This window comes from Vibrio sp. L5-1, from assembly GCF_021728315.1.
In the GTDB taxonomy this organism is placed as follows: domain Bacteria; phylum Pseudomonadota; class Gammaproteobacteria; order Enterobacterales; family Vibrionaceae; genus Vibrio; species Vibrio splendidus_K.
Map to the genome: position 1 here is coordinate 93,989 of NZ_JAKKCQ010000005.1, position 18,679 is coordinate 112,667.

Below are 18,679 nucleotides of genomic sequence, written 5' to 3' on the forward strand. Positions count from 1 at the left end.
ACCACCAAATAATTCTAGAGAGTCACTATGACACAGGTGTGTGTGGATTGAGAGTTTATATGTAGTCATAATCACGCACTAAAATAAGGGAATAAACGCAAGGTCAATAAAATCAATGAGTTAAAAGTTGGCACGGTTGATGCTCTATAGGGTTTGGAATAAGTCACTGTAAGCAAAGCACTTACAGCTAATAAAAAATTACTGGAGCCCCTTTATGTTCTGTATTCAATGTGAACAAACGATTCAAACCCCAACCGTAAAAGGCTGTTCTTTCGCACAAGGCATGTGTGGAAAAACCTCGGAAGTATCCGACCTTCAAGACGTGTTGGTGCATTCTCTTCAAGGTGTTTCTTTTTGGGCAAGCCTAGGTCGCGCTTGCGATGTTATTGATACAGAAGTTGATGAGTGGGCACCAAAAGCGTTCTTCGCAACACTGACTAACGTTAACTTCGACCCTGCTCGTATTATCGAATTCGCACAACAGTCTCATGAATTCAAGCAGCGTTTAGAGCAAAAAGTTCGTGCAGCAGCAACATTGATTGGTTTTGAAATTCCAGCACTTTCGGCTGCTGCGCAATTCGATCTTCCAACCGATTCTTCAGCGCTATTGGCACTTGCCCCTCAAGCTGCGGTAAACCGTGGTCACGACTCTCAACACGAAGATGTGATTGGTCTTCGTCTTCTTTGCCTATACGGCCTAAAAGGTGCGGCAGCCTACATGGAGCACGCTCGTGTTCTTGGTCAAACTGACAATGCTATTTTTGCTGAATACCATGAAATCATGGCTTTCTTAGGTACTGACCCATCTGACCTAAAACAACTGCTAGATACGTCTATGCAAATTGGCTTGATGAACTACAAAGTAATGGAAATGCTGGATAAAGGTGAGACAGATACCTTTGGTCACCCTCAACCAACAACCGTGAATGTTAAGACTAAGAAAGGCCACTGTATCCTTGTTTCTGGTCACGACTTACATGATCTAGAAAAGATCCTTCAACAAACTGAAGGCAAGGGCATCAACGTTTACACCAATGGTGAGATGCTACCTGCACACGGTTACCCTGAACTGAACAAGTACCCACACCTTGCGGGTAACTACGGCAGCGCTTGGCAGAACCAGCAAAAAGAATTCGCTAACTTCCCTGGTGCCATCGTAATGACATCTAACTGTCTGCTTAACCCTGATGTAGGTTCATACGCAGACCGTCTATTTACACGTAGCATTGTAGGCTGGCCGGGTGTTGATCACCTTGAAGGCGACGATTTCAGCGCAGTAATCGACTGTGCTCTTGCGCAAGAAGGTTTCAAACACGACGAGATCGAGCAGATGATCACTGTCGGTTTTGGTCGTAACGCACTGATGGAAGCGGCACCTGCGGTTATTGAGCAAGTGAAAGAAGGCAACATCAAGCACTTCTTCCTAGTCGGTGGTTGTGACGGTGACAAGTCTGAGCGTAGCTACTACACAGACTTCACAGCTCAAGCGCCAGAAGATTCAGTAATCCTGACACTTGCATGTGGTAAATTCCGTTTCAACAAGAACCAATTTGGTGACATTAACGGTATCCCACGTCTGTTAGATGTTGGCCAATGCAACGATGCTTACTCAGCGATTCAGCTTGCTATCGCACTGTCTCAAGAGTTTGATTGTGGTATCAACGAACTTCCGTTAACGCTGGTTCTATCTTGGTTCGAGCAAAAAGCGATCGTTATCCTGCTTACCCTGTTCGCTCTTGGTGTGAAAGGTATTTACACTGGCCCAACAGCACCTGCCTTCCTAACAGAAAACCTATTAAAGATTATGCAAGACGAGTTCGATATGCGTTCTATCTCAACGCCAGAGCAAGATCTTAAAACAATCTTAGCGGCTTAATTTAAGCCAACTCTAAGCCCCGTTGTTGTGACGTTTTTCTAAAACAGACAACGGCGGGGCTTTTTCGATTTAAATCTTTAGTCATTTAATCATCTAGTCATTAGCAAGGTACACGAACTATGTATGCATGGTCGGATAGCGATTCAATCAATTTAGTGTGTTTAAAGAAATGGCATGAGACGCCAGATACGGTCAGCTTTGAGCTTGGCAGCGTTCCACAAGACTTACATTTCAACTTTAAGCCAGGACAATTTATTACTCTGGGTTTGGATATGCCGGCGAAAACGGATTACCGTGCTTATTCTGTAGCGTCTTGTCCTGAAGATAACCGCCTGAAGCTGACGGTAAAGCGTGTGGAAGGTGGTTTGGTTTCGAACTTTATTGTTGATGAACTTGATGAAGGTGATGAAGTTTCTGTATTGAAGCCTGCTGGTGCGTTTAACTGTATTGATTGCATGCCAACAGCTACCAAGAAAGTAACGCTAGTGAGCGCGGGTTGCGGTATCACTCCGGTGATGGCGATGGCAAAGTATTGGTTGGCTCAAGGCAGTGATGTTGAAATCGATTTTGTTCACATGGCACGTAATCGACGCGAGACTATCTACTTTGAAGAGCTTAACCAACTTGATGAGACACACGCTAACTTTAACCTTAAGTTACTTCTGAAAGACAGTGAAGGAACAACTGCTCCCCAAGGTCGTCTAGACAAGAGCTGGTTGGTAACACTCAGCCCAGATATTTTAGACAGAACCGTTTACTTGTGTGGGCCGGTTAGCTTTATGCAAGACATAGAAAACTACCTGAAAGAACTTGAGTTCAACATGGATAACTTCTACCAAGAAAGTTTTACTCCAGCGACTCAAAGTAATAATTCACTAGCCAATAGCAATACTGCTTCAGAAGAACCACAAGCAGAAGCGTCTGCAGATTCAAATGGTGCCGTTAAGGTATTTGTTCCTGCATTTGGCGCAGAAGTAGAAGCGGAGGCGGGCACACCACTCGCTGATTCATTAGAGAAAGCTGGTGTTCCAATTATCATTGCTTGTCGCAGTGGGATTTGTGGTTCTTGCAAGTGTAAAGTAACCAAAGGTTCAGTGGAATCAAGCAGCCAAGAGACTTTGACGCCAGAACAGATTGAGCAAGGTTATGTACTCGCGTGTTCGAGTGCGATTCAGTCAGATGTTGAGGTTGAGTTGTAACAGATGTGAAGTGAAGCTTTCCAAGAGTGACGAGGATAAAGTTCTTGTCATAGCGATAAAAGTTAGCTTGCCAGCTGTAAAAAGGCCACTTAGATCAGATAGAGAGAGCAGATCTAAGTGGCAACCTTCCTGTTTATACGGGGGAGTAAAACAAGAAGGGTTGCAAAGCCCATTACAGACCTCGCAGATATAATTATTATGTTGTGGAGCTGGTTACTTAAAACTGTTTATAGAATCTAAGGAAGTAATAGAATCTAAGCAATTTACAGGCTCTAAGCAGTTTATACTTCAGGGTAAGTCTTGTAGCGCACACCCATCATTTGTTCCATACAGTGAACAACCTGACAGCTGTAGCCAAACTCGTTGTCGTACCAAATATACAGAACAGCACGGTTGTCTTGTGCGATAGTCGCAACACCGTCAACCACGCCTGGGTGGCGAGAGCCAACCAAATCGGTAGATACAATCTCAGTCGAGTCTGTGTAATCAATTTGTGCAGACAGAGAAGAAGACAGCGCCATTTCACGCAGGTACTCGTTCAATTCTTCTTTGTTTGTGCCTTTCTCAAGGTTTAGGTTTGCTACTGCCATTGAAACGTTTGGCGTAGGTACGCGAATCGCATTACCTGTTAGCTTGCCTTCCATTTCTGGCATCGCTTTTGATACTGCTTTAGCAGCACCAGTCGATGTCAGTACCATGTTCAATGATGCAGCACGACCACGACGATCGCCTGAGTGGAAGTTATCGATTAGGTTTTGGTCATTGGTAAATGAGTGAACCGTTTCAATGTGACCAGACAGTACACCGAATTTGTCGTGAACCGCTTTCAATACTGGCGTGATTGCGTTTGTCGTACAGCTTGCAGCAGAGATGATCGTGTCTTCTGGTTGAATGACATTCTCGTTCACACCAAATACTACGTTCTTGATGTCGCCTTTGCCTGGCGCTGTCAGTAGTACTTTCTTCGCACCGTTACATGCAACGTGTTGGCTTAGGCCTTCAGCGTCACGCCATACACCTGTGTTATCAACCACAAGTGCGTTTTCAATACCGTAAGTCGTGTAATCCACTTCTTCTGGCTTGTTTGCGTAGATAACTTGAATGAAGTTGCCGTTTACGATGATTGCTTTACGTTCTTGGTCAACTACGATACTGCCGTTGAACTGGCCGTGAACAGAGTCACGACGAAGTAGGCTAGCACGTTTTTCTAGGTCGCCGTCTTTGCCACCACGTACAACGATTGCACGTAAACGAAGTGGGTAACCTGGGCCACTTTTCTCGATCAATAGACGAGTTAGCAGTCGGCCAATACGACCAAAACCGTACAATACAACGTCACGAGGTTCGGTCATTGCATCGCCTTGAAGCGATTCTACAAGTGCAGTTTGTAGAAAATCATCCAACCCGTGAGTGTCTTCGCGATCTTGCCAGAATGCATGGGCAAGGCGACCAACATCAATACGACATGGAGACAAGTCCATAGAGAGAAGGTGTTGAATGATTGGTTGAGTCTGTTCTGCTGTAAGAGGAGAACCAGTGTAACGTTTTGCGATGCGGTGAGCTTTGATGATGTCGATAGTTGTCGCGTTAACCAGGGTCTTGCCGAAGAGGATAACTTCTACGCCTTTTTGACGGTATAACTGACCTAAAGTTGGAGCGATGGATTCAGCAATAGTTTGACTAGTTTGCCAGTCTAGGAGGTGCTTTTCGGGACTCATCTTTACTCGGGACCTTTCACGTTAAGTTTCTGCATTCATGGCGGTTGTAGGGAAGCCAATCAGCATAGGGGATTTGAGGTATCAGGCTGTGGTCTTTATTGCCACTTAAATGTGCTTGATATGCCTTGTGTGCAACTTGTAATTTTTATGTGGCAGGATTGTAAGGTACGACGGGTTATTCTGCTAGGAAAAATAAATGCAGACAAATTATCTGTAAGTTGGCTTTATATTAGCCATAAATCAAGTTTTAAGTGTCGATAAAGGCTATTGACTTTAACAATCTGTAGCACTTATTTTTCGCCAAAAAATACTCAAATCAAAATATTATATGTAATAAAAGTCATAGTGTTCATTAAAGGTGTGATCGTGATCTCAAATTACACGTAAACAGTAAGCGACAAATAAGGTGATCAATGCGTTTTCTTCTTCGATCTTTGAATACGCCGAATTCGAGTGCGAAAAGTGCATGACGCAAACGATTGGATCTCACAAATTTCACTTAACTTCGGTGTTTGTTGGTTTATAGAGTCATTACTCCCAACCTTGTGGAGCCGAGAAGCGTGGCCGTTTGCTTATTATGCGAGTGATAATAACTGGATAAAGCTTGCTTCGTTAAACTTCACTTGTTCATACCTCGTTTGTAAACAGCTCTCTCATCTATACTCCTCCTGTTTAAACATCTTGTGTTTAGAGCTCGCGTGTTTAAAGCACACTTGTTTACAGCACAACTGCTTAAAGCATATTTGTTTTGAGTCTATCTGTTTAGTTAAAGCCCCCCTTTAAAGCCTAAACATGGAGGTAAGTTGATCATAATTTACCGTTCTGGGCTCAGAGTATCGTTTGTTCATATCCAATTTGATCAATAAGTCCTGTTAATGTCCTATTCTTAACTTGGGCTAGGTAAAATTACTTTCGGGAAGGGAGTCGTTATAAAAATGATAAACATGTCAATTAGATGGCGTCTTATATTTCTTTCCACGGTTTCTGTATTCATCATGTTTGGTTTTACAGTCAATGAAGTGCTCAAGAACGATAAGAAGATGAATCACCTTGAAACAACTCGTATTAAGGTTGAAGCGCTTCAATCTTTTAATACCGTTTCAAGCGATGCTTATCGATGGTTGGTTCTGTCTAATGACTCTCCAGAGAAAGAGCTGCTGCTGTTAAAGCTGCAAGCTGATTTAGCTAGACTGGCTCAGAACGAAAAACAGCTTCGACAGTTCGATAGCAATTGGACTGTTGAACCGCAGTTGGTTGAGCTTAAGAGTGTGTTAGCGAAACTCGCTCGCGTAACCTCCAGTATGAACAACGACGCATCACAAATTACGGACAACAACACGCAACTGACAGAACATGCCTTTGACTTGCTAAAAGGTGTGTTAATGGAGCTATCTGAATATCGCATTATCATCGTGGACGAAAAGATCAGTCAAGCTGACGCGATGTTTATCAATCTTACTCACTACGTGTTCTGGACTCAGCGAGAAGCGTGGTTGAGCTACCGCTTGTATCGTTCTCCAGAGCTGATAGATCAATATTTATTGAGTTATGTTGGTGCTTTAGAAAGGCAGCAGCAGTTATTAGATACGTTTTTCCGATCAGGAAGCCGTTCTCCTGAAATTAGAAAGCTATTAAGTACGTTTTCTAAAGATGAATTTCAAAACCGTTTTACAGCTCGAATCCTCAAAGGTGACTTCTCGTCGCCTGAAATATATGAACATGTGGAAGGTTTAGAACGAAAGAAGTTAGCAATTTCAAAGGCAGTGGGTGCTTACACGAAGCAATTACAGTTTGATCTGACCAAAAATATAGCGCTGCAAAAAAGGCAAACCCTGGTTATGACATTGCTTATTCTTGTCGTTTCAGGTGTGTTGTTGTGGCTTGGTGTAGCGACATCTCTTCGCTTAAATCGAAACCTATCGATTATTTTGAAAGGGGTGTCTGAATGCGCGGATAGCTACGGCAAGCCCAAGGTCATTCATATTCAAGGTAACGATGAACTTGCCGAGTTCACTGAAACTTTGAATCGAGTGATGGAGCGTAACTATCAACATAACAAAGAGTTAGTAGAAGCAAAAGAAGATGCAATTTCGGCTAATAAGGCGAAGAGCGCATTTTTAGCCAATATGTCCCATGAGATACGTACACCACTCAACGGGATTATTGGGATGGCTGAGATCTTATCTCAAAGCCAACTGAGCGCAAATCAACAAGAAGTGTTAGGAGATATCGAATCGTTTTCTCACTCATTACTGGTTCTGCTTAATGACATTCTTGACCTTTCCAAAATCGAGTCGGGCAACTTAATGCTATCGCCACATAATGCTGATCTGAGAGAGGCGGTTTACGACTCAGTAAGTGTGATTTTATCCAAAGCGATAAGTAAGGACATCGAACTCGACATCAATATCGATTCCCAAACTCCACCGCAGCTGTTTTTCGATGAGTACCGTGTAAGGCAGGTGCTGACCAATTTGCTGTCTAACGCCATCAAATTTACGTCAAAGGGCACGATTACGACGGATATCGCATACACACCTATGTCTTTGGGTAGAGGCAAGCTTGAATGCAGTGTGTCTGATACCGGGATTGGGATTGAGCCTGAGAAGTTAGAGTCCATATTTGAACCTTTCACTCAAGAAGATGGCAGTATTACTCGCCAATTCGGTGGGACAGGGTTAGGGCTTGCGATTTGTCGACAGCTTGTTGATTTAATGGGTGGTTACATAACCGCACGTTCAGTGAAAGGAGAGGGCTCAACGTTCACTTTTTGTTTGTATGTCGACACTGTCGAAACTCATCTTCAAACCTTCGACAACCTAAACCGTGCGACTATTATTTCGAATTCTTTCAATTACCTCGATCAACTGGTCAAAGAGTGTGAACGCTTAAATGTTCGACCTAATGTTGTGTCATCCATTTCGGATCTTGATGAAAACCTGAAAGAAAGTGACTTCATACTTTATTGTCATACGCTGCATCACTCCATGGATAAAGATCTTGCGACGTTGAAGGCGTTATACCCTTTGGCTCGTGTTATCGTGTGTCAGCATCATCTCTTTAAAACCAATCTAATCACAGAAACGGTTCACTCAACTCATACATTGCCATTCTTGGGTCGACGATTCTTAAACAGCTTACAATCGCTCGATATCGGTGAAGAACAAGCGCCGACGGTGGAAGTAAAAGATGAAGAGGTTCGTTCTCTGAACCGACGTATTCTGATTGTTGAAGACAACCTAATGAATCAGAAGATAGCGAGCTTCTTCCTTGAGCAAGCGGGCTATGAATATTTGATTGCCAGTAATGGCCAAGAAGCGGTGGATGTCATCACTCAAGGCGCTCAGTTTGATGCCATCTTAATGGACTGCATGATGCCTGTTATGGATGGTATAACGGCGACCCGTGCGATTCGACAGTGGGAGAGTGACCAACGAGCCGCACCATTACCCATCATTGCTTTAACCGCTAGTGTGCTGGAAGAAGACATCAAAGATTGCTTTGAAGCGGGCATGAATGCCTACTTGCCGAAACCTTATAAATCCCACCAACTGTATGACCTTTTCAGTAGCCTTGATATTGTCTAACTGGCTCATTATCAAGGCTAGCACTGTACGATTTAGCGAACTTCTAACCCAAGGTTGTATTGCGCAAGGCAGCGACCGACATAACTAATCTTTAGTAATGCAGCCACTAAGATCGTGCTGATGTGTGCGACAATTTGAATTGGCAGTGAGAAGTGATCGGCCATCGGATAAGCAACAATAATACTGAGTAGCATAAGCAAGGCGGTGGTTGCTAGACTGAAGTTTGAAACAGAAAGTAGCGTTTGAAAGCGTTGAGTCATCGTCTTCATATTGAATTCCTAATTGCTATTAATAATTATGATACTCGTTATCAATAGCAATTAGCGTTCCAGTTTTATTTTAATCATTAAATCAATTGGTTAAAGTGTCATGATAATTATTTGCGTCATAATGACTCAAATAATTATCAAGTCTTTATGACTCCATTGAGTGGTTACCACTGTCTAAATCCGCAAGTATCGATGTGGAATCGAACACCAGAATACAAACCCAGCCCAACGTTATTTTTTTGCCCAAATTCAGCATGAACCTTTTTAAGTTTCACGTGTAGATCTTCGCGAGTAATATCATTCGCAGGTACTAAGTCTAAGGCGCAGAATTCCAAGTGTTTACTTCGCAGTGCGCCGCCAGCTTGTTGATTGTAAATATTGGTTCGCTCTCCGGACACAGGGATAACAACGCCAATTTCAGGCTCAATATATTGTTGTATGTACTTAAGGGTATTGATCATGTTTGGCACATGTTTCTTATTGGGAAGGGTAAACAGGGTCGTATTGCTCATTGCCCAATCCGTGCCTTGCAACAAGACTAAATGCAGAGGCATGCTCTGAGTGATGCCGTTGTCTTTGAGTTGTTGACCGATCGCTTTGACTTGATCTTGGGCGTGGTTAAGGAGCATCCAACCTCGAAATGCTGATCGGGTCGGAACCTTGTAGCCATGAACATCGACCACGAGATCGTCATAAGTGATTTCGGTCTCTTCGGTATAAAGTTTCTCAAATTTTTCAGGGTAAGGTTGTGTCGTTGATAACGCCAAGGTAATCAGAATACTTCCGTACATAAAGTCTCTCCATCGCTAGTGTACACTCGTTATTTAGTTTGATACTGCTGTTGAGTTTCATTCATTTTGCTTAGGTACGCTTAAGTCTAGACGGTTAGGTTTAGATGCTTAGGTCTAGATGCTTAAGTATAGACGCTGGAGTTTAGGTACAAAAAAACCCACTACTAAGAGTGGGTTACTAACATTGTTACAAGTAAATTAGCGAGGTTAGATTACTTCTTACCTTGAGTTTGCTTGTCTTCTTCTGTTAGTTCACGAATGCGGCGGCTGATGTCGCGACGAGCTTTAGAGATCTCTGCACTCTTGATGATGTGATCATCAACGCGGTCTTCGTAGTCAGCTTTCATGTTTTTGATAATGCCTAAGATCTCGTCGTGAGTCATCTCTGGCTTGATGTAATCAAGTAGGTTATCAAGAAGGTCGACACGCTTGCGGTTGTCGCGAACTTTCTTTTCGTTGTCTAAAAGTTCACGCTTAAGTTTGTTCTTACGTCGTGCTTGGTTAACAATTTCAAATACGCTGCTCATAGATTCCTTTTCCTAATCGTCAAATACGTTGTCTGGTTCTGATTAAAGCACATCAGTTAGTGTTGTAACAGTCTTTAGATCAAAGCAAAAGTAAGGTTGTATAATTATTCGGCACTCTCGCTAAAGTGCGATTGTTTTTATCTAACTGTTCAAGTTAGTATCCAGTATAGACACTGCATTGATACGAAATGTGAAATGAATCAACAACAACTGGAAACAGAAGATTTAGGCGGCGATGTTACTGAACCTTCGGCAGAGCAAAACAAGCTTCGTGATGCGTATGTACAAGAACGTACTTATTTGGAAGTCGTGGAAATAGAGCTAAATCGTTCTAAGATCATAATGATTGATGAACAAGGCAGAAAGAAACGAGTACCGATTTTGTCTGAGCATTAGCCATTACTGGCTGCATTGTTAAATGTTGAGATGGAATTATCAAAATAATAAAAAGGAAAAACGATGAACACAGTACTTTCCCCAATTGAAGCGAGAATTATCGGTTGCTTGATCGAGAAAGAAGTCACTACCCCGGATCATTACCCGTTAACGTTAAACAGCTTAACGACTGCATGTAACCAAAAGAGTAACCGAGAACCAGTTCTCTCTCTGTCTGAGTCGGACGTTTTAGATGCGGTTGATGGTTTGATAGCTCGCCGCATGGTGAGTGATGAGAGCAGCTTCAATAGCCGTGTTAATAAGTATCAGCATCGTTTCTGTAATACTGAATTTGGGGATTTGCAATTTACAGAGCAAGAGCGCGCAATCATCTGCTGTATGCTGCTTCGTGGGGCGCAAACGCCTGGCGAACTGCGCACTCGTACTGGTCGTCTTGCTAATTTTAGTGATGTGAAAGAGGTTGAAGCGACACTCGATAAATTAGCCGTAAGAGAAGCGGGCGCTTTAGTCGTGAAGTTACCACGTGAAGCGGGTAAGCGCGAATCACGCTACCAGCACTTATTGAGTGGTGAAGTGGATGTTGAAGCGTTTGCGACGGCATCGGTAAGTGCGGCTGCACCCTCTGCGACAAGCGAAAAGTTTGAAGAGCTTGAATCAGAAGTAGCAAGCCTACGTGAAGAAGTGGCAGAGCTTAAGGCTCTGGTTGAATCACTGCTTTAGATGTCTGAGTCTGATAAAAATGCGGATTGGGTCGTGTACTTAATCCGCAATCGTCACAATGCCCTTTATTGTGGCGTGACGAATAATTTAGAACGTCGATTTGAACAACATCAAACCGGTAAAGGCGCCAAAGCTTTAAAAGGTAAAGGCCCGCTTAAGCTAGTTTGGAGTTTTGGTGTTGGGTCAAAAAGTGAGGCGTTGAAAACCGAATACGCGATCAAACAACTACCAAAATGTCGCAAAGAAAAATTGGTATCACTCAAACTAATTATTGAATGGCAACAAGACAGAATTCAATATATCGAAGTCTCATAATTCATAGCTAAAATGTTTGTTATTGATTAAATCTTAATAATGTAAACCTTACGCTGGATTATTCTAAGTTATTGATTATATGTATTAATTCACTTTCGTCTTGAGAGCCTTATTTCATCATCTAGCTTGTTATTACTAATCTCCATTCCAAATTAACATATCGCTCATTTAGAATGTCGTTCTAATTATTATGAGGCGCTATCATTTATCACCGTTGTCCTACATAATATCTTTTAGCCATACAAAGAGATGGTGTCATGCTAGGTTAAAAAATGAGCCAAAGTAGCTCATGTAGAACGAGAAAAATATGAAACGTTTATTGATGTTGTTTGGACTTGCCGTATTTTCTGCGTCCGCTCTCTCTCACGGAACTCATGTCCTCAATGGGTACTGGGAATACCAAGATTATCTTTCCAACTTTCCAGAACAAAAAGCACTGACCGATAAAATGGTCGAAGCTGTGCAAAATCATCCTGTGCCATTGAGACGAGTTCAAGACAGGCCTATTACGATTTCAGTCGTGTATCCGGGTCAACAGATCTCTGATTATTGGGTTCGTAATATCCAAGCTTTTGAGAAACGTCTCGATAAGCTGAGAATTCGCTATCAAATTAACCAAGTGTTTACACGTGTAAATGCAGATGTCTCTCAACAGAGCATTTCTTTGCAAGAGGCGATTGAAAACAAGACGGACTATCTGATTTTTACGTTAGATACGACGCGTCATCGCAAGTTTATTGAGCACGTGTTGAATTCTACTGACACCAAACTGATTCTTCAAAATATTACGACCCCAGTCCGAGCGTGGGCCGATAGACAGCCATTCATGTACGTGGGCTTTGATCATGCGACCGGTAGTTTGAAACTTGCAAATTATTTTAAAGAAGTTAGCCAACCAGCCAGTAAGTATTCTGTTTTATACTACTCGCAAGGTTACATCAGTGATGCGCGTGGAGATACCTTTATCCATGAAGTGAATACCGGTACTCATTTTGATCTCAAGTCTTCGTTCTACACAAGATCTGATAAAGAAAGTGGTTATCAAGCGGCTAAAATCAGCATAGCGAACGATAAGGATCTAGACTTTATCTATGCGTGTTCAACCGATGTCGCTTTGGGCGCAGTAGAAGCCATTCGTGAATCTGGTCGAGATATCTTAGTTAATGGCTGGGGAGGCGGATCCGCTGAACTTGAAGCCATTGCAAGGGGCGACCTAGATGTCACTGTTATGCGCATGAATGATGATACGGGTATCGCTATGGCAGAGGCAATAAAGTGGGATCTAGCCGGATTGAAAGTTCCTACCGTTTACTCTGGCGAATTTGAAGTAGTGACCAAGGAAGATTCTCCAGAACGTATTTCAGAACTTAAGCAGCGAGCATTTAGGTACTCAGGCCAATAATGAAGAAAAGTTACGCCAGTACACCTAGAAACACTTTAGCTAGGCTCATTACGCGTATCATTATTTTAGTGATAGGTGTGATGGCACTTGGCGTGCTTATTCATACTTATGAGACCAGTAGTACCATCGTAAAGCAAGAGACGAATCGAACGGTTAAACAAACCTCAAGCCTCATCCAAAATATGTTTGATTATCGTTTGTCGGTGCTACAAATTCATCAAGACAGTAGCTCACACAGTGAAACACTAAGAGCGTATTTTGCTACTGGCAATAAAGAGGCTTTGAGTTACTTCTTTTTTGGTGTTGACCAAAGTGAACCTGATCATGCACCGGATTTGCGTTTTGTGTCTACTCATGATGGTTTGGCTTGGGACGATGGTAATGGCCAGTTTTATGGATTGGACGAGTCCAACTTAAAACATATCTCTGATGAGGTTTCATTTAGTAGTAACTGGCATTTCATTAAAGTGATAACCGATATTGGTAAGCGTCATTTGTTGGCTCGCCGAACTCCTATTGTGGATAACAAAACAGGGGAGGTTCTTGGCCAGCTCTATATCGCGATCGTACTCGATAATAACTTCTCGCTTGCAGAATCGATTCAACAGGGAAGCAATTGCGAGAACATCGTTATTGAAGCACACGGTACACCGGTTACGTCAACATTCAGTGGCGATGAAAGTTACACAATAACGGATATCCTCAACTATAAAATGTACGAGCAATTGCCTCGCCATTTCGTCACCATCGCAACTATTAAGATCAATGCTGTTGAAACGCCTCTCATCATTCGAGCTGTCCAAAAGAACACGAACTTCATTGCGTTAGAAGAGAACTATGAGCGTGCGATCATTGTTGTGATTGTGGTGATCATATTGATGTCTTTCTTTGCGCGAACTTGGATTCAAAGAAAGGTGGCGGCTGAACTCGATAAGTTGATGGACTTTACTCGCTCAGCAAGTGACGGCGAAGAGTACAACAAGTTCGATGGCTCCAAGATTTTCGAGTTTCACCATATTGGTTGCACCCTTGAGGACACTTTTGAACGTTTATCTGAACAGAACCAAAAGTTCCAAGATCTCTTTAACTTTGCTCATTCACCTATCTTGGTTTGGTCTGATAAAGGTGACTTAATTCAGATGAACCCCGCTGCTCGTATGGCGCTATTTGACGCCGATGATAACTACGGAGCGGTGGCTCAAGAGTTTGAGCATTGCATGCTACCGAATATCCATATGGTGGTTCAAGGTTCAAAGCTGACGGGCATTAACGTGCCAATTGGTGGGAAGGTATTTCGTTGGAACATGTCTGCAATTCGCGTTGAACACGGCATCACAGGTGTCGTGGTACAAGGCCAAGACATTACTAAGCTCATTGAAGCCGAGAGGCAGGCCGATCGAGCAAGAGAAGAAGCTGAGCACCTTGCGAATGTACGTGCAGATTTCCTCGCTAAGATGAGCCATGAAATTCGTACACCGCTTAATGGTATTCTTGGTGTTTCTCAGTTACTGAAGCGCTCTATACACAGTGAAGATAACCGTGAACAGGTGGATGTACTTTGCAATAGTGCGGAACATTTGCTGGCGGTACTTAACGATATCTTGGACTTCTCAAAGATAGAGCAGGGGCAGTTCAATATTCAAAAGAAAGACTTCCGTTTGGGTGAACTGGTTAATACATTAGACAGTATCTATCGTCCGCTTTGTGGCGATAAATCGATCGCATTTACTATTGTGAATCATTTGGCTGATGACATTGAAATAAACACCGACCAAGTGCGCCTGAATCAAATCATGTTTAACTTGGTGAGTAACGCTCTTAAGTTCACTCACCAAGGCGGTATTTCCGTTAGTTTTGAACTCGAAAGTATCTTTAACTCAGATCATGCTAGTTTGATCGTTCGAGTGAAAGATACCGGTATTGGTATTGATGAAAACAAGATTGACGCTGTGTTTGAACCCTTTGTTCAAGCCGAAGAGACCACGACTCGTGAATATGGTGGGACAGGGCTGGGCTTAACGATTGTAAAAAATCTGGTCGATATGCTGGAAGGGGACATTCAAGTCCGCAGTGAGATAAACCAAGGTTCGGAGTTTATTATAGAAATCCCAGTGGAAGTGCACTCTAAGCCGCTATTGGGCGTGAAGCAACAAGCTGATATCGAACCAGAGGCGTTGTTTAGTCGATCTTTGAGCGTATTGTTGGTGGAAGACAATCACACCAATGCATTTATTGCGCAAGCTTTTTGCAAAAAATATGGCATGGTGGTGACATGGGCAAAAGACGGTTTAGAAGCGCTAGAAAGGGCTAAGGCGACAACCTATGATCTTATTTTGATGGATAACCAACTTCCCAATCTTGGTGGCGTTGAAACTACTCAGCAACTTAGGGATGATATTGGCGTTGCAGCCCCGATTTATGCGTGTACCGCTGATGCTCAAGCGTCGACAAGAGACAGCTTTATGGCTGCTGGGGCTAATTACGTGATTGTAAAACCCATTAAAGAAGAGTCGCTACACCAAGCATTTGTTCATTTTAAAAACTCACATTGGGATGTAACGAACGACTGATCTAAACCTTTGAAAGTGCGATAGAACAAGTGCTGTGAATAAACTTTACTTGAACACGCATTTATACAAAGCCGGCAACAAATGCTTGCTCCAACAGCAGCGTTTTTAACTCGTCACTCATATCTAGGTGTTCAGGGAACTGAATGCCTAATAGCCAACCTTGGCCTTGTCTTTTTTTGCTCACTACGTTGTAGATCAGTTCGCTATCTAAGTACTCACTTAAGACAGAGTTTACTTGTATCTTCCAACCGACATCGATATCGGATTGCTGGGTAATATAGACGCCGCAGCCTGAGACTGAAAAATCGACCAGGGTGGCATCTAATGACAAAGTATCAAAAGTAACTTCACAGCTGAGTCGTACCTTATATCTTTCGTGTTCACGGATAGGCTTGGTCGCAAAGCTTGAAGGCGGACGAAGGAAAATAAGATGTGCAGGCGAGGTGATATGAGCCAGTACGTTGGTTTTAAACGCGACAATGTGCCCAAGTTCGGTGTCGGTGATGGCACGAACAATAATATCCACGTTGATGAGTTTTCTTAGCGTCAGTGCTTCTGTCGCTTTTTGTGACAGCTCAAGGATAAGGTATTGTTCTTCTTTGTGTCCGATATAGAGTGTAGTGATCTGGATCGAGTCGTCTGGGCCAAATTCTAATACACCTGCTGTTTTTGTACCGGGTTTGAGGTATCTAAACAGTTCTAAGTTTTTATCTTTATGCATATTCGTTACTGAACAATGTTAATCGTCTGATAAAATAATATAACGTCCTGATAAAACTATGTCATTAGTTTCATTGAGGTAATTTGCATTGTTTGTTCAATAAGTGAATCGCTGTCCCAAGTAAACAACGGCTTACTCTTGTCGTAAAACAAGATACACTGCTGACAGATATATACTTGATGGAGAAATAGTAAATGGAACTGGAAACCTTATTAAATACTCTGGCTGAAACCCCAGAAAGCGTGCAATTTGAAGATACAATGCAAGTGATCGAAGCTCACTATGTTTTTGCGGAGAGTGAATTTCGCAATGGTGAAGTGGTGAATACTGCAGGGCAGAATAATGGTTCGTGTAAGATTTTTGCTTTTGGTTTGGAGCAAGGTTTATCTGCGGAGCAAACACTTGCTTGTTTTGGTCAATTTTATCGTAACGACGTGCTAGGTTTTCCAGAGAACACAGACCATCAAAATATTCGTAACTTCATGGTTCATGGTTGGAACGGTATACAGTTTTCTCAGCCTGCGCTGGTTGCAAAAACGAAGTAGGCACTAACCAAATAAATCTCAGTATGTTGAAGCGAGAAAATAACCTCTCGCTTTTTTGTCTATGTTGAACCGGTACGTAACTTGCGGAATAGGTTCTAAACTACTTAACAGGTTCGAAAACTACTGAATAGGCAGTTCAGACAAGCATTTACGGCACAGACATACTCCAGCTTTTGGAATATCGCTAGTATCACGCTTTTCTAGTTCAAAACACCAACACGTCTCTTTACCCGCACTGATATCGCATTGAGCTGGCTCATTACACTGCGAACATTGGTGAGTCGAACTAACACCAGTAAGATTATCCATAACCGACGTTTGCTCTTCTTCAGATAAGCCTTTCCAGCCTATAATTTCATCCATTGTTCGAAAGCAGCCACTGCACATTCCGCCATTATTTTTACAAGCCGCTCGGCAAGGTGTTTTCATTTATCTAACCTGTGATTCATTTGGGCTGAAATGTAGCATATTTGTTTGCCTATTAAGAGCCGTTAGGCTAAGAAATCACTCAGTTAAATTTAGAAATGACCTCGTAATTTTTAGGCTTTTCATGTAGCATCTCGCCCCTTTTGTTGAGTGGGGGATATTATGTTTATTGGATTTGATTATGGAACAGCGAACTGTTCTGTCGCGGCAATGGTTGATGGAAAACCAAGCCTGTTACCGCTAGAAGGTAACAATCACTATATTCCCTCAACCGTGTTTGCACCTACTCGTGAGAGTGTTTCCGAACATCTATTTCGCCATTTGAATATCAAACCGAGTGATGCGGTTGGTGAGCAAGTGTTACGACGTGCTATAGCTTTGAATCGAGAAGAGAGTATCGATTTGGTGCCAGAAGATATGGCGTTTGGTCAGGCGGCGTTGGACCTTTACTTAGAAGACCCTCGCGATGTTTATTACGTAAAATCCCCTAAGTCTTTTCTTGGCGCAAGCGGGTTGCATGATGTTCAGGTGAGTTTCTTCGAAGATTTAGTGTGCGCCATGATGGCAAATATTAAGCACCAAGCAGAACTCACGACTCAAGATCAGATTAAACAAGCTGTTATCGGTCGACCAATTAACTTCCATGGTCGAGGTGGTGAAGAAGCAAACCGACAAGCTGAAGACATACTCTCACGCGCAGCTAAGCGTGCAGGCTTCCTTGATATCGCTTTTCAATTTGAACCAGTAGCCGCAGGCCTTGATTACGAAAGTACCCTGACTGAAAACCAAACGGTATTGGTTGTGGATATTGGCGGTGGTACCACCGATTGCTCATTGTTAGAAATGGGGCCAACTTGGTCGGGTAAAGCGGACCGAACCCAGAGTTTGTTGGCTCACAGCGGGCAAAGGGTAGGGGGTAATGACCTTGATATCTACCTTGCCTTCAAACAACTGATGTCACCTTTCGGTATGGGCAGCAAAGGCATTTCGGGTATCGATATGCCACTGACTCAATTCTGGAATCCAATTGCGATCAATAATGTCGAAGCTCAAAAGAACTTCTATTCTCGCGAAAACCTAGCGGCCTTGAAGTTACTTCGTAAAGAAGCGTCAGACCCTCAAAAGCTAGAGCGTTTGATGAGGGTTTATCATGACACTCTAGGCTATAGCATTGTACGCAGAGCGGAAGAAGCCAAGATTGCACTAGCAGAATCTTCTCAATATCGAGCCGCGATTAATGTTGCTTCTGAATTAGTCGAAGTGGACATTTCCGTTGAGCAGATGGTTGAAGCTATTGAATCGCCAAAGTCTAAGATGATTGAGTTGGTTAAAGAAGCCATGCAACAAGGCCAGAAAAAGCCAGACGTAATTTACATGACGGGTGGCTCAGCTCGTTCACCTATACTTCGTGAAGCCGTACAACAAGCAGTGCCGAACGTACCTATCGTGAGTGGTAATTACTTCGGTTCAGTAACATCAGGTTTAGCTCGTTGGGCTGAGGTTTGCTTCAAATAAGAGTCCAATGATGAGTTATTAGGGTAACCAGTCGCTGATTGGTTGCCCTTTTTTTGTGTTTGGCTTTAATGAATTTTCGCTAAGGTACTTTTATCTTCTCTA

The 18,679-nt window shown here is 42.8% G+C and carries 16 protein-coding genes; 10 read left to right on the forward strand and 6 right to left on the reverse strand.

Going from position 1 to position 18,679, the window contains the following annotated elements:
• The first annotated feature begins 214 nt into the window (after positions 1-214).
• Positions 215-1,876, forward strand: coding sequence for a hydroxylamine reductase (gene hcp, locus L3V35_RS18110; protein ID WP_054547123.1), 1,662 nt, complete (start codon positions 215-217; stop codon positions 1,874-1,876).
• Positions 1,877-1,995: 119 nt separating this feature from the next.
• Positions 1,996-3,075, forward strand: a complete 1,080-nt coding sequence (locus L3V35_RS18115; RefSeq protein WP_102561283.1) for a hybrid-cluster NAD(P)-dependent oxidoreductase — start codon at positions 1,996-1,998, stop codon at positions 3,073-3,075.
• A 281-nt stretch (positions 3,076-3,356) separates the two neighbouring features.
• On the opposite strand, the gene L3V35_RS18120 is transcribed toward L3V35_RS18115, so the two are convergent.
• Positions 3,357-4,793, reverse strand: coding sequence for a glyceraldehyde-3-phosphate dehydrogenase (locus tag L3V35_RS18120; RefSeq protein ID WP_004730041.1), 1,437 nt, complete (start codon positions 4,791-4,793; stop codon positions 3,357-3,359).
• A 995-nt stretch (positions 4,794-5,788) separates the two neighbouring features.
• On the opposite strand from L3V35_RS18120, the gene L3V35_RS18125 reads away from it, so the two are divergent.
• Entirely contained in the window at positions 5,789-8,380 is a 2,592-nt protein-coding gene (locus L3V35_RS18125) for an ATP-binding protein (protein WP_237300471.1), read from the forward strand.
• 32 nt (positions 8,381-8,412) lie between these two features.
• On the opposite strand, the gene L3V35_RS18130 is transcribed toward L3V35_RS18125, so the two are convergent.
• From L3V35_RS18130 to L3V35_RS18140, 3 genes are all read right to left on the reverse strand, one after another.
• Positions 8,413-8,649 carry a hypothetical protein gene (locus L3V35_RS18130; protein WP_004730045.1) on the reverse strand — a complete coding sequence of 79 codons (237 nt, stop codon included), beginning with the start codon at positions 8,647-8,649 and terminating at the stop codon, positions 8,413-8,415.
• Between the two features lie 164 nt (positions 8,650-8,813).
• Positions 8,814-9,440: a D-Ala-D-Ala carboxypeptidase family metallohydrolase gene (locus L3V35_RS18135; RefSeq protein ID WP_050052414.1), complete on the reverse strand. Its 627-nt coding sequence runs from the start codon at positions 9,438-9,440 to the stop codon at positions 8,814-8,816.
• 212 nt (positions 9,441-9,652) lie between these two features.
• The gene (locus tag L3V35_RS18140; RefSeq protein ID WP_004730049.1) at positions 9,653-9,967 is read right to left on the reverse strand and encodes a DUF496 family protein; all 315 of its coding nucleotides are present in this window, start codon (positions 9,965-9,967) and stop codon (positions 9,653-9,655) included.
• 195 nt (positions 9,968-10,162) lie between these two features.
• Here L3V35_RS18140 and L3V35_RS18145 point away from each other — a divergent pair, with 195 nt between their 5' ends.
• From L3V35_RS18145 to luxQ, 5 genes are all read left to right on the forward strand, one after another.
• Positions 10,163-10,363: a hypothetical protein gene (locus tag L3V35_RS18145; RefSeq protein WP_054547120.1), complete on the forward strand. Its 201-nt coding sequence runs from the start codon at positions 10,163-10,165 to the stop codon at positions 10,361-10,363.
• Between the two features lie 63 nt (positions 10,364-10,426).
• Positions 10,427-11,083 carry a YceH family protein gene (locus L3V35_RS18150; RefSeq protein WP_054547119.1) on the forward strand — a complete coding sequence of 219 codons (657 nt, stop codon included), beginning with the start codon at positions 10,427-10,429 and terminating at the stop codon, positions 11,081-11,083.
• A complete protein-coding gene (locus L3V35_RS18155) occupies positions 11,084-11,398 on the forward strand; it encodes a GIY-YIG nuclease family protein (RefSeq protein ID WP_054547118.1) in 315 nt (104 codons plus the stop codon).
• A 307-nt stretch (positions 11,399-11,705) separates the two neighbouring features.
• Positions 11,706-12,800, forward strand: a complete 1,095-nt coding sequence (locus L3V35_RS18160) for an autoinducer 2-binding periplasmic protein LuxP (RefSeq protein ID WP_054547117.1) — start codon at positions 11,706-11,708, stop codon at positions 12,798-12,800.
• Positions 12,800-15,370 (forward strand): quorum-sensing autoinducer 2 sensor kinase/phosphatase LuxQ, encoded by a 2,571-nt coding sequence (gene luxQ, locus L3V35_RS18165; RefSeq protein WP_054547116.1) that lies wholly within the window; start codon positions 12,800-12,802, stop codon positions 15,368-15,370. The genes L3V35_RS18160 and luxQ overlap by 1 nt, the downstream gene beginning before the upstream one ends.
• A 61-nt stretch (positions 15,371-15,431) precedes the next feature.
• Here the strand turns inward: luxQ and L3V35_RS18170 are convergent, their stop codons facing one another.
• Positions 15,432-16,091, reverse strand: coding sequence for a PilZ domain-containing protein (locus tag L3V35_RS18170; protein WP_054547115.1), 660 nt, complete (start codon positions 16,089-16,091; stop codon positions 15,432-15,434).
• Between the two features lie 194 nt (positions 16,092-16,285).
• Here L3V35_RS18170 and L3V35_RS18175 point away from each other — a divergent pair, with 194 nt between their 5' ends.
• On the forward strand, positions 16,286-16,636 hold the full coding sequence (locus tag L3V35_RS18175) for a HopJ type III effector protein (protein WP_017082477.1): 351 nt from the start codon (positions 16,286-16,288) through the stop codon (positions 16,634-16,636).
• Positions 16,637-16,756: 120 nt separating this feature from the next.
• On the opposite strand, the gene L3V35_RS18180 is transcribed toward L3V35_RS18175, so the two are convergent.
• The gene (locus L3V35_RS18180; protein ID WP_081008987.1) at positions 16,757-17,065 is read right to left on the reverse strand and encodes a DUF1289 domain-containing protein; all 309 of its coding nucleotides are present in this window, start codon (positions 17,063-17,065) and stop codon (positions 16,757-16,759) included.
• Positions 17,066-17,224: 159 nt separating this feature from the next.
• Between L3V35_RS18180 and yegD the strand changes: the two genes are divergently transcribed.
• The gene (gene yegD / locus L3V35_RS18185; protein WP_054547113.1) at positions 17,225-18,577 is read left to right on the forward strand and encodes a molecular chaperone; all 1,353 of its coding nucleotides are present in this window, start codon (positions 17,225-17,227) and stop codon (positions 18,575-18,577) included.
• Positions 18,578-18,679: the final 102 nt, after the last annotated feature.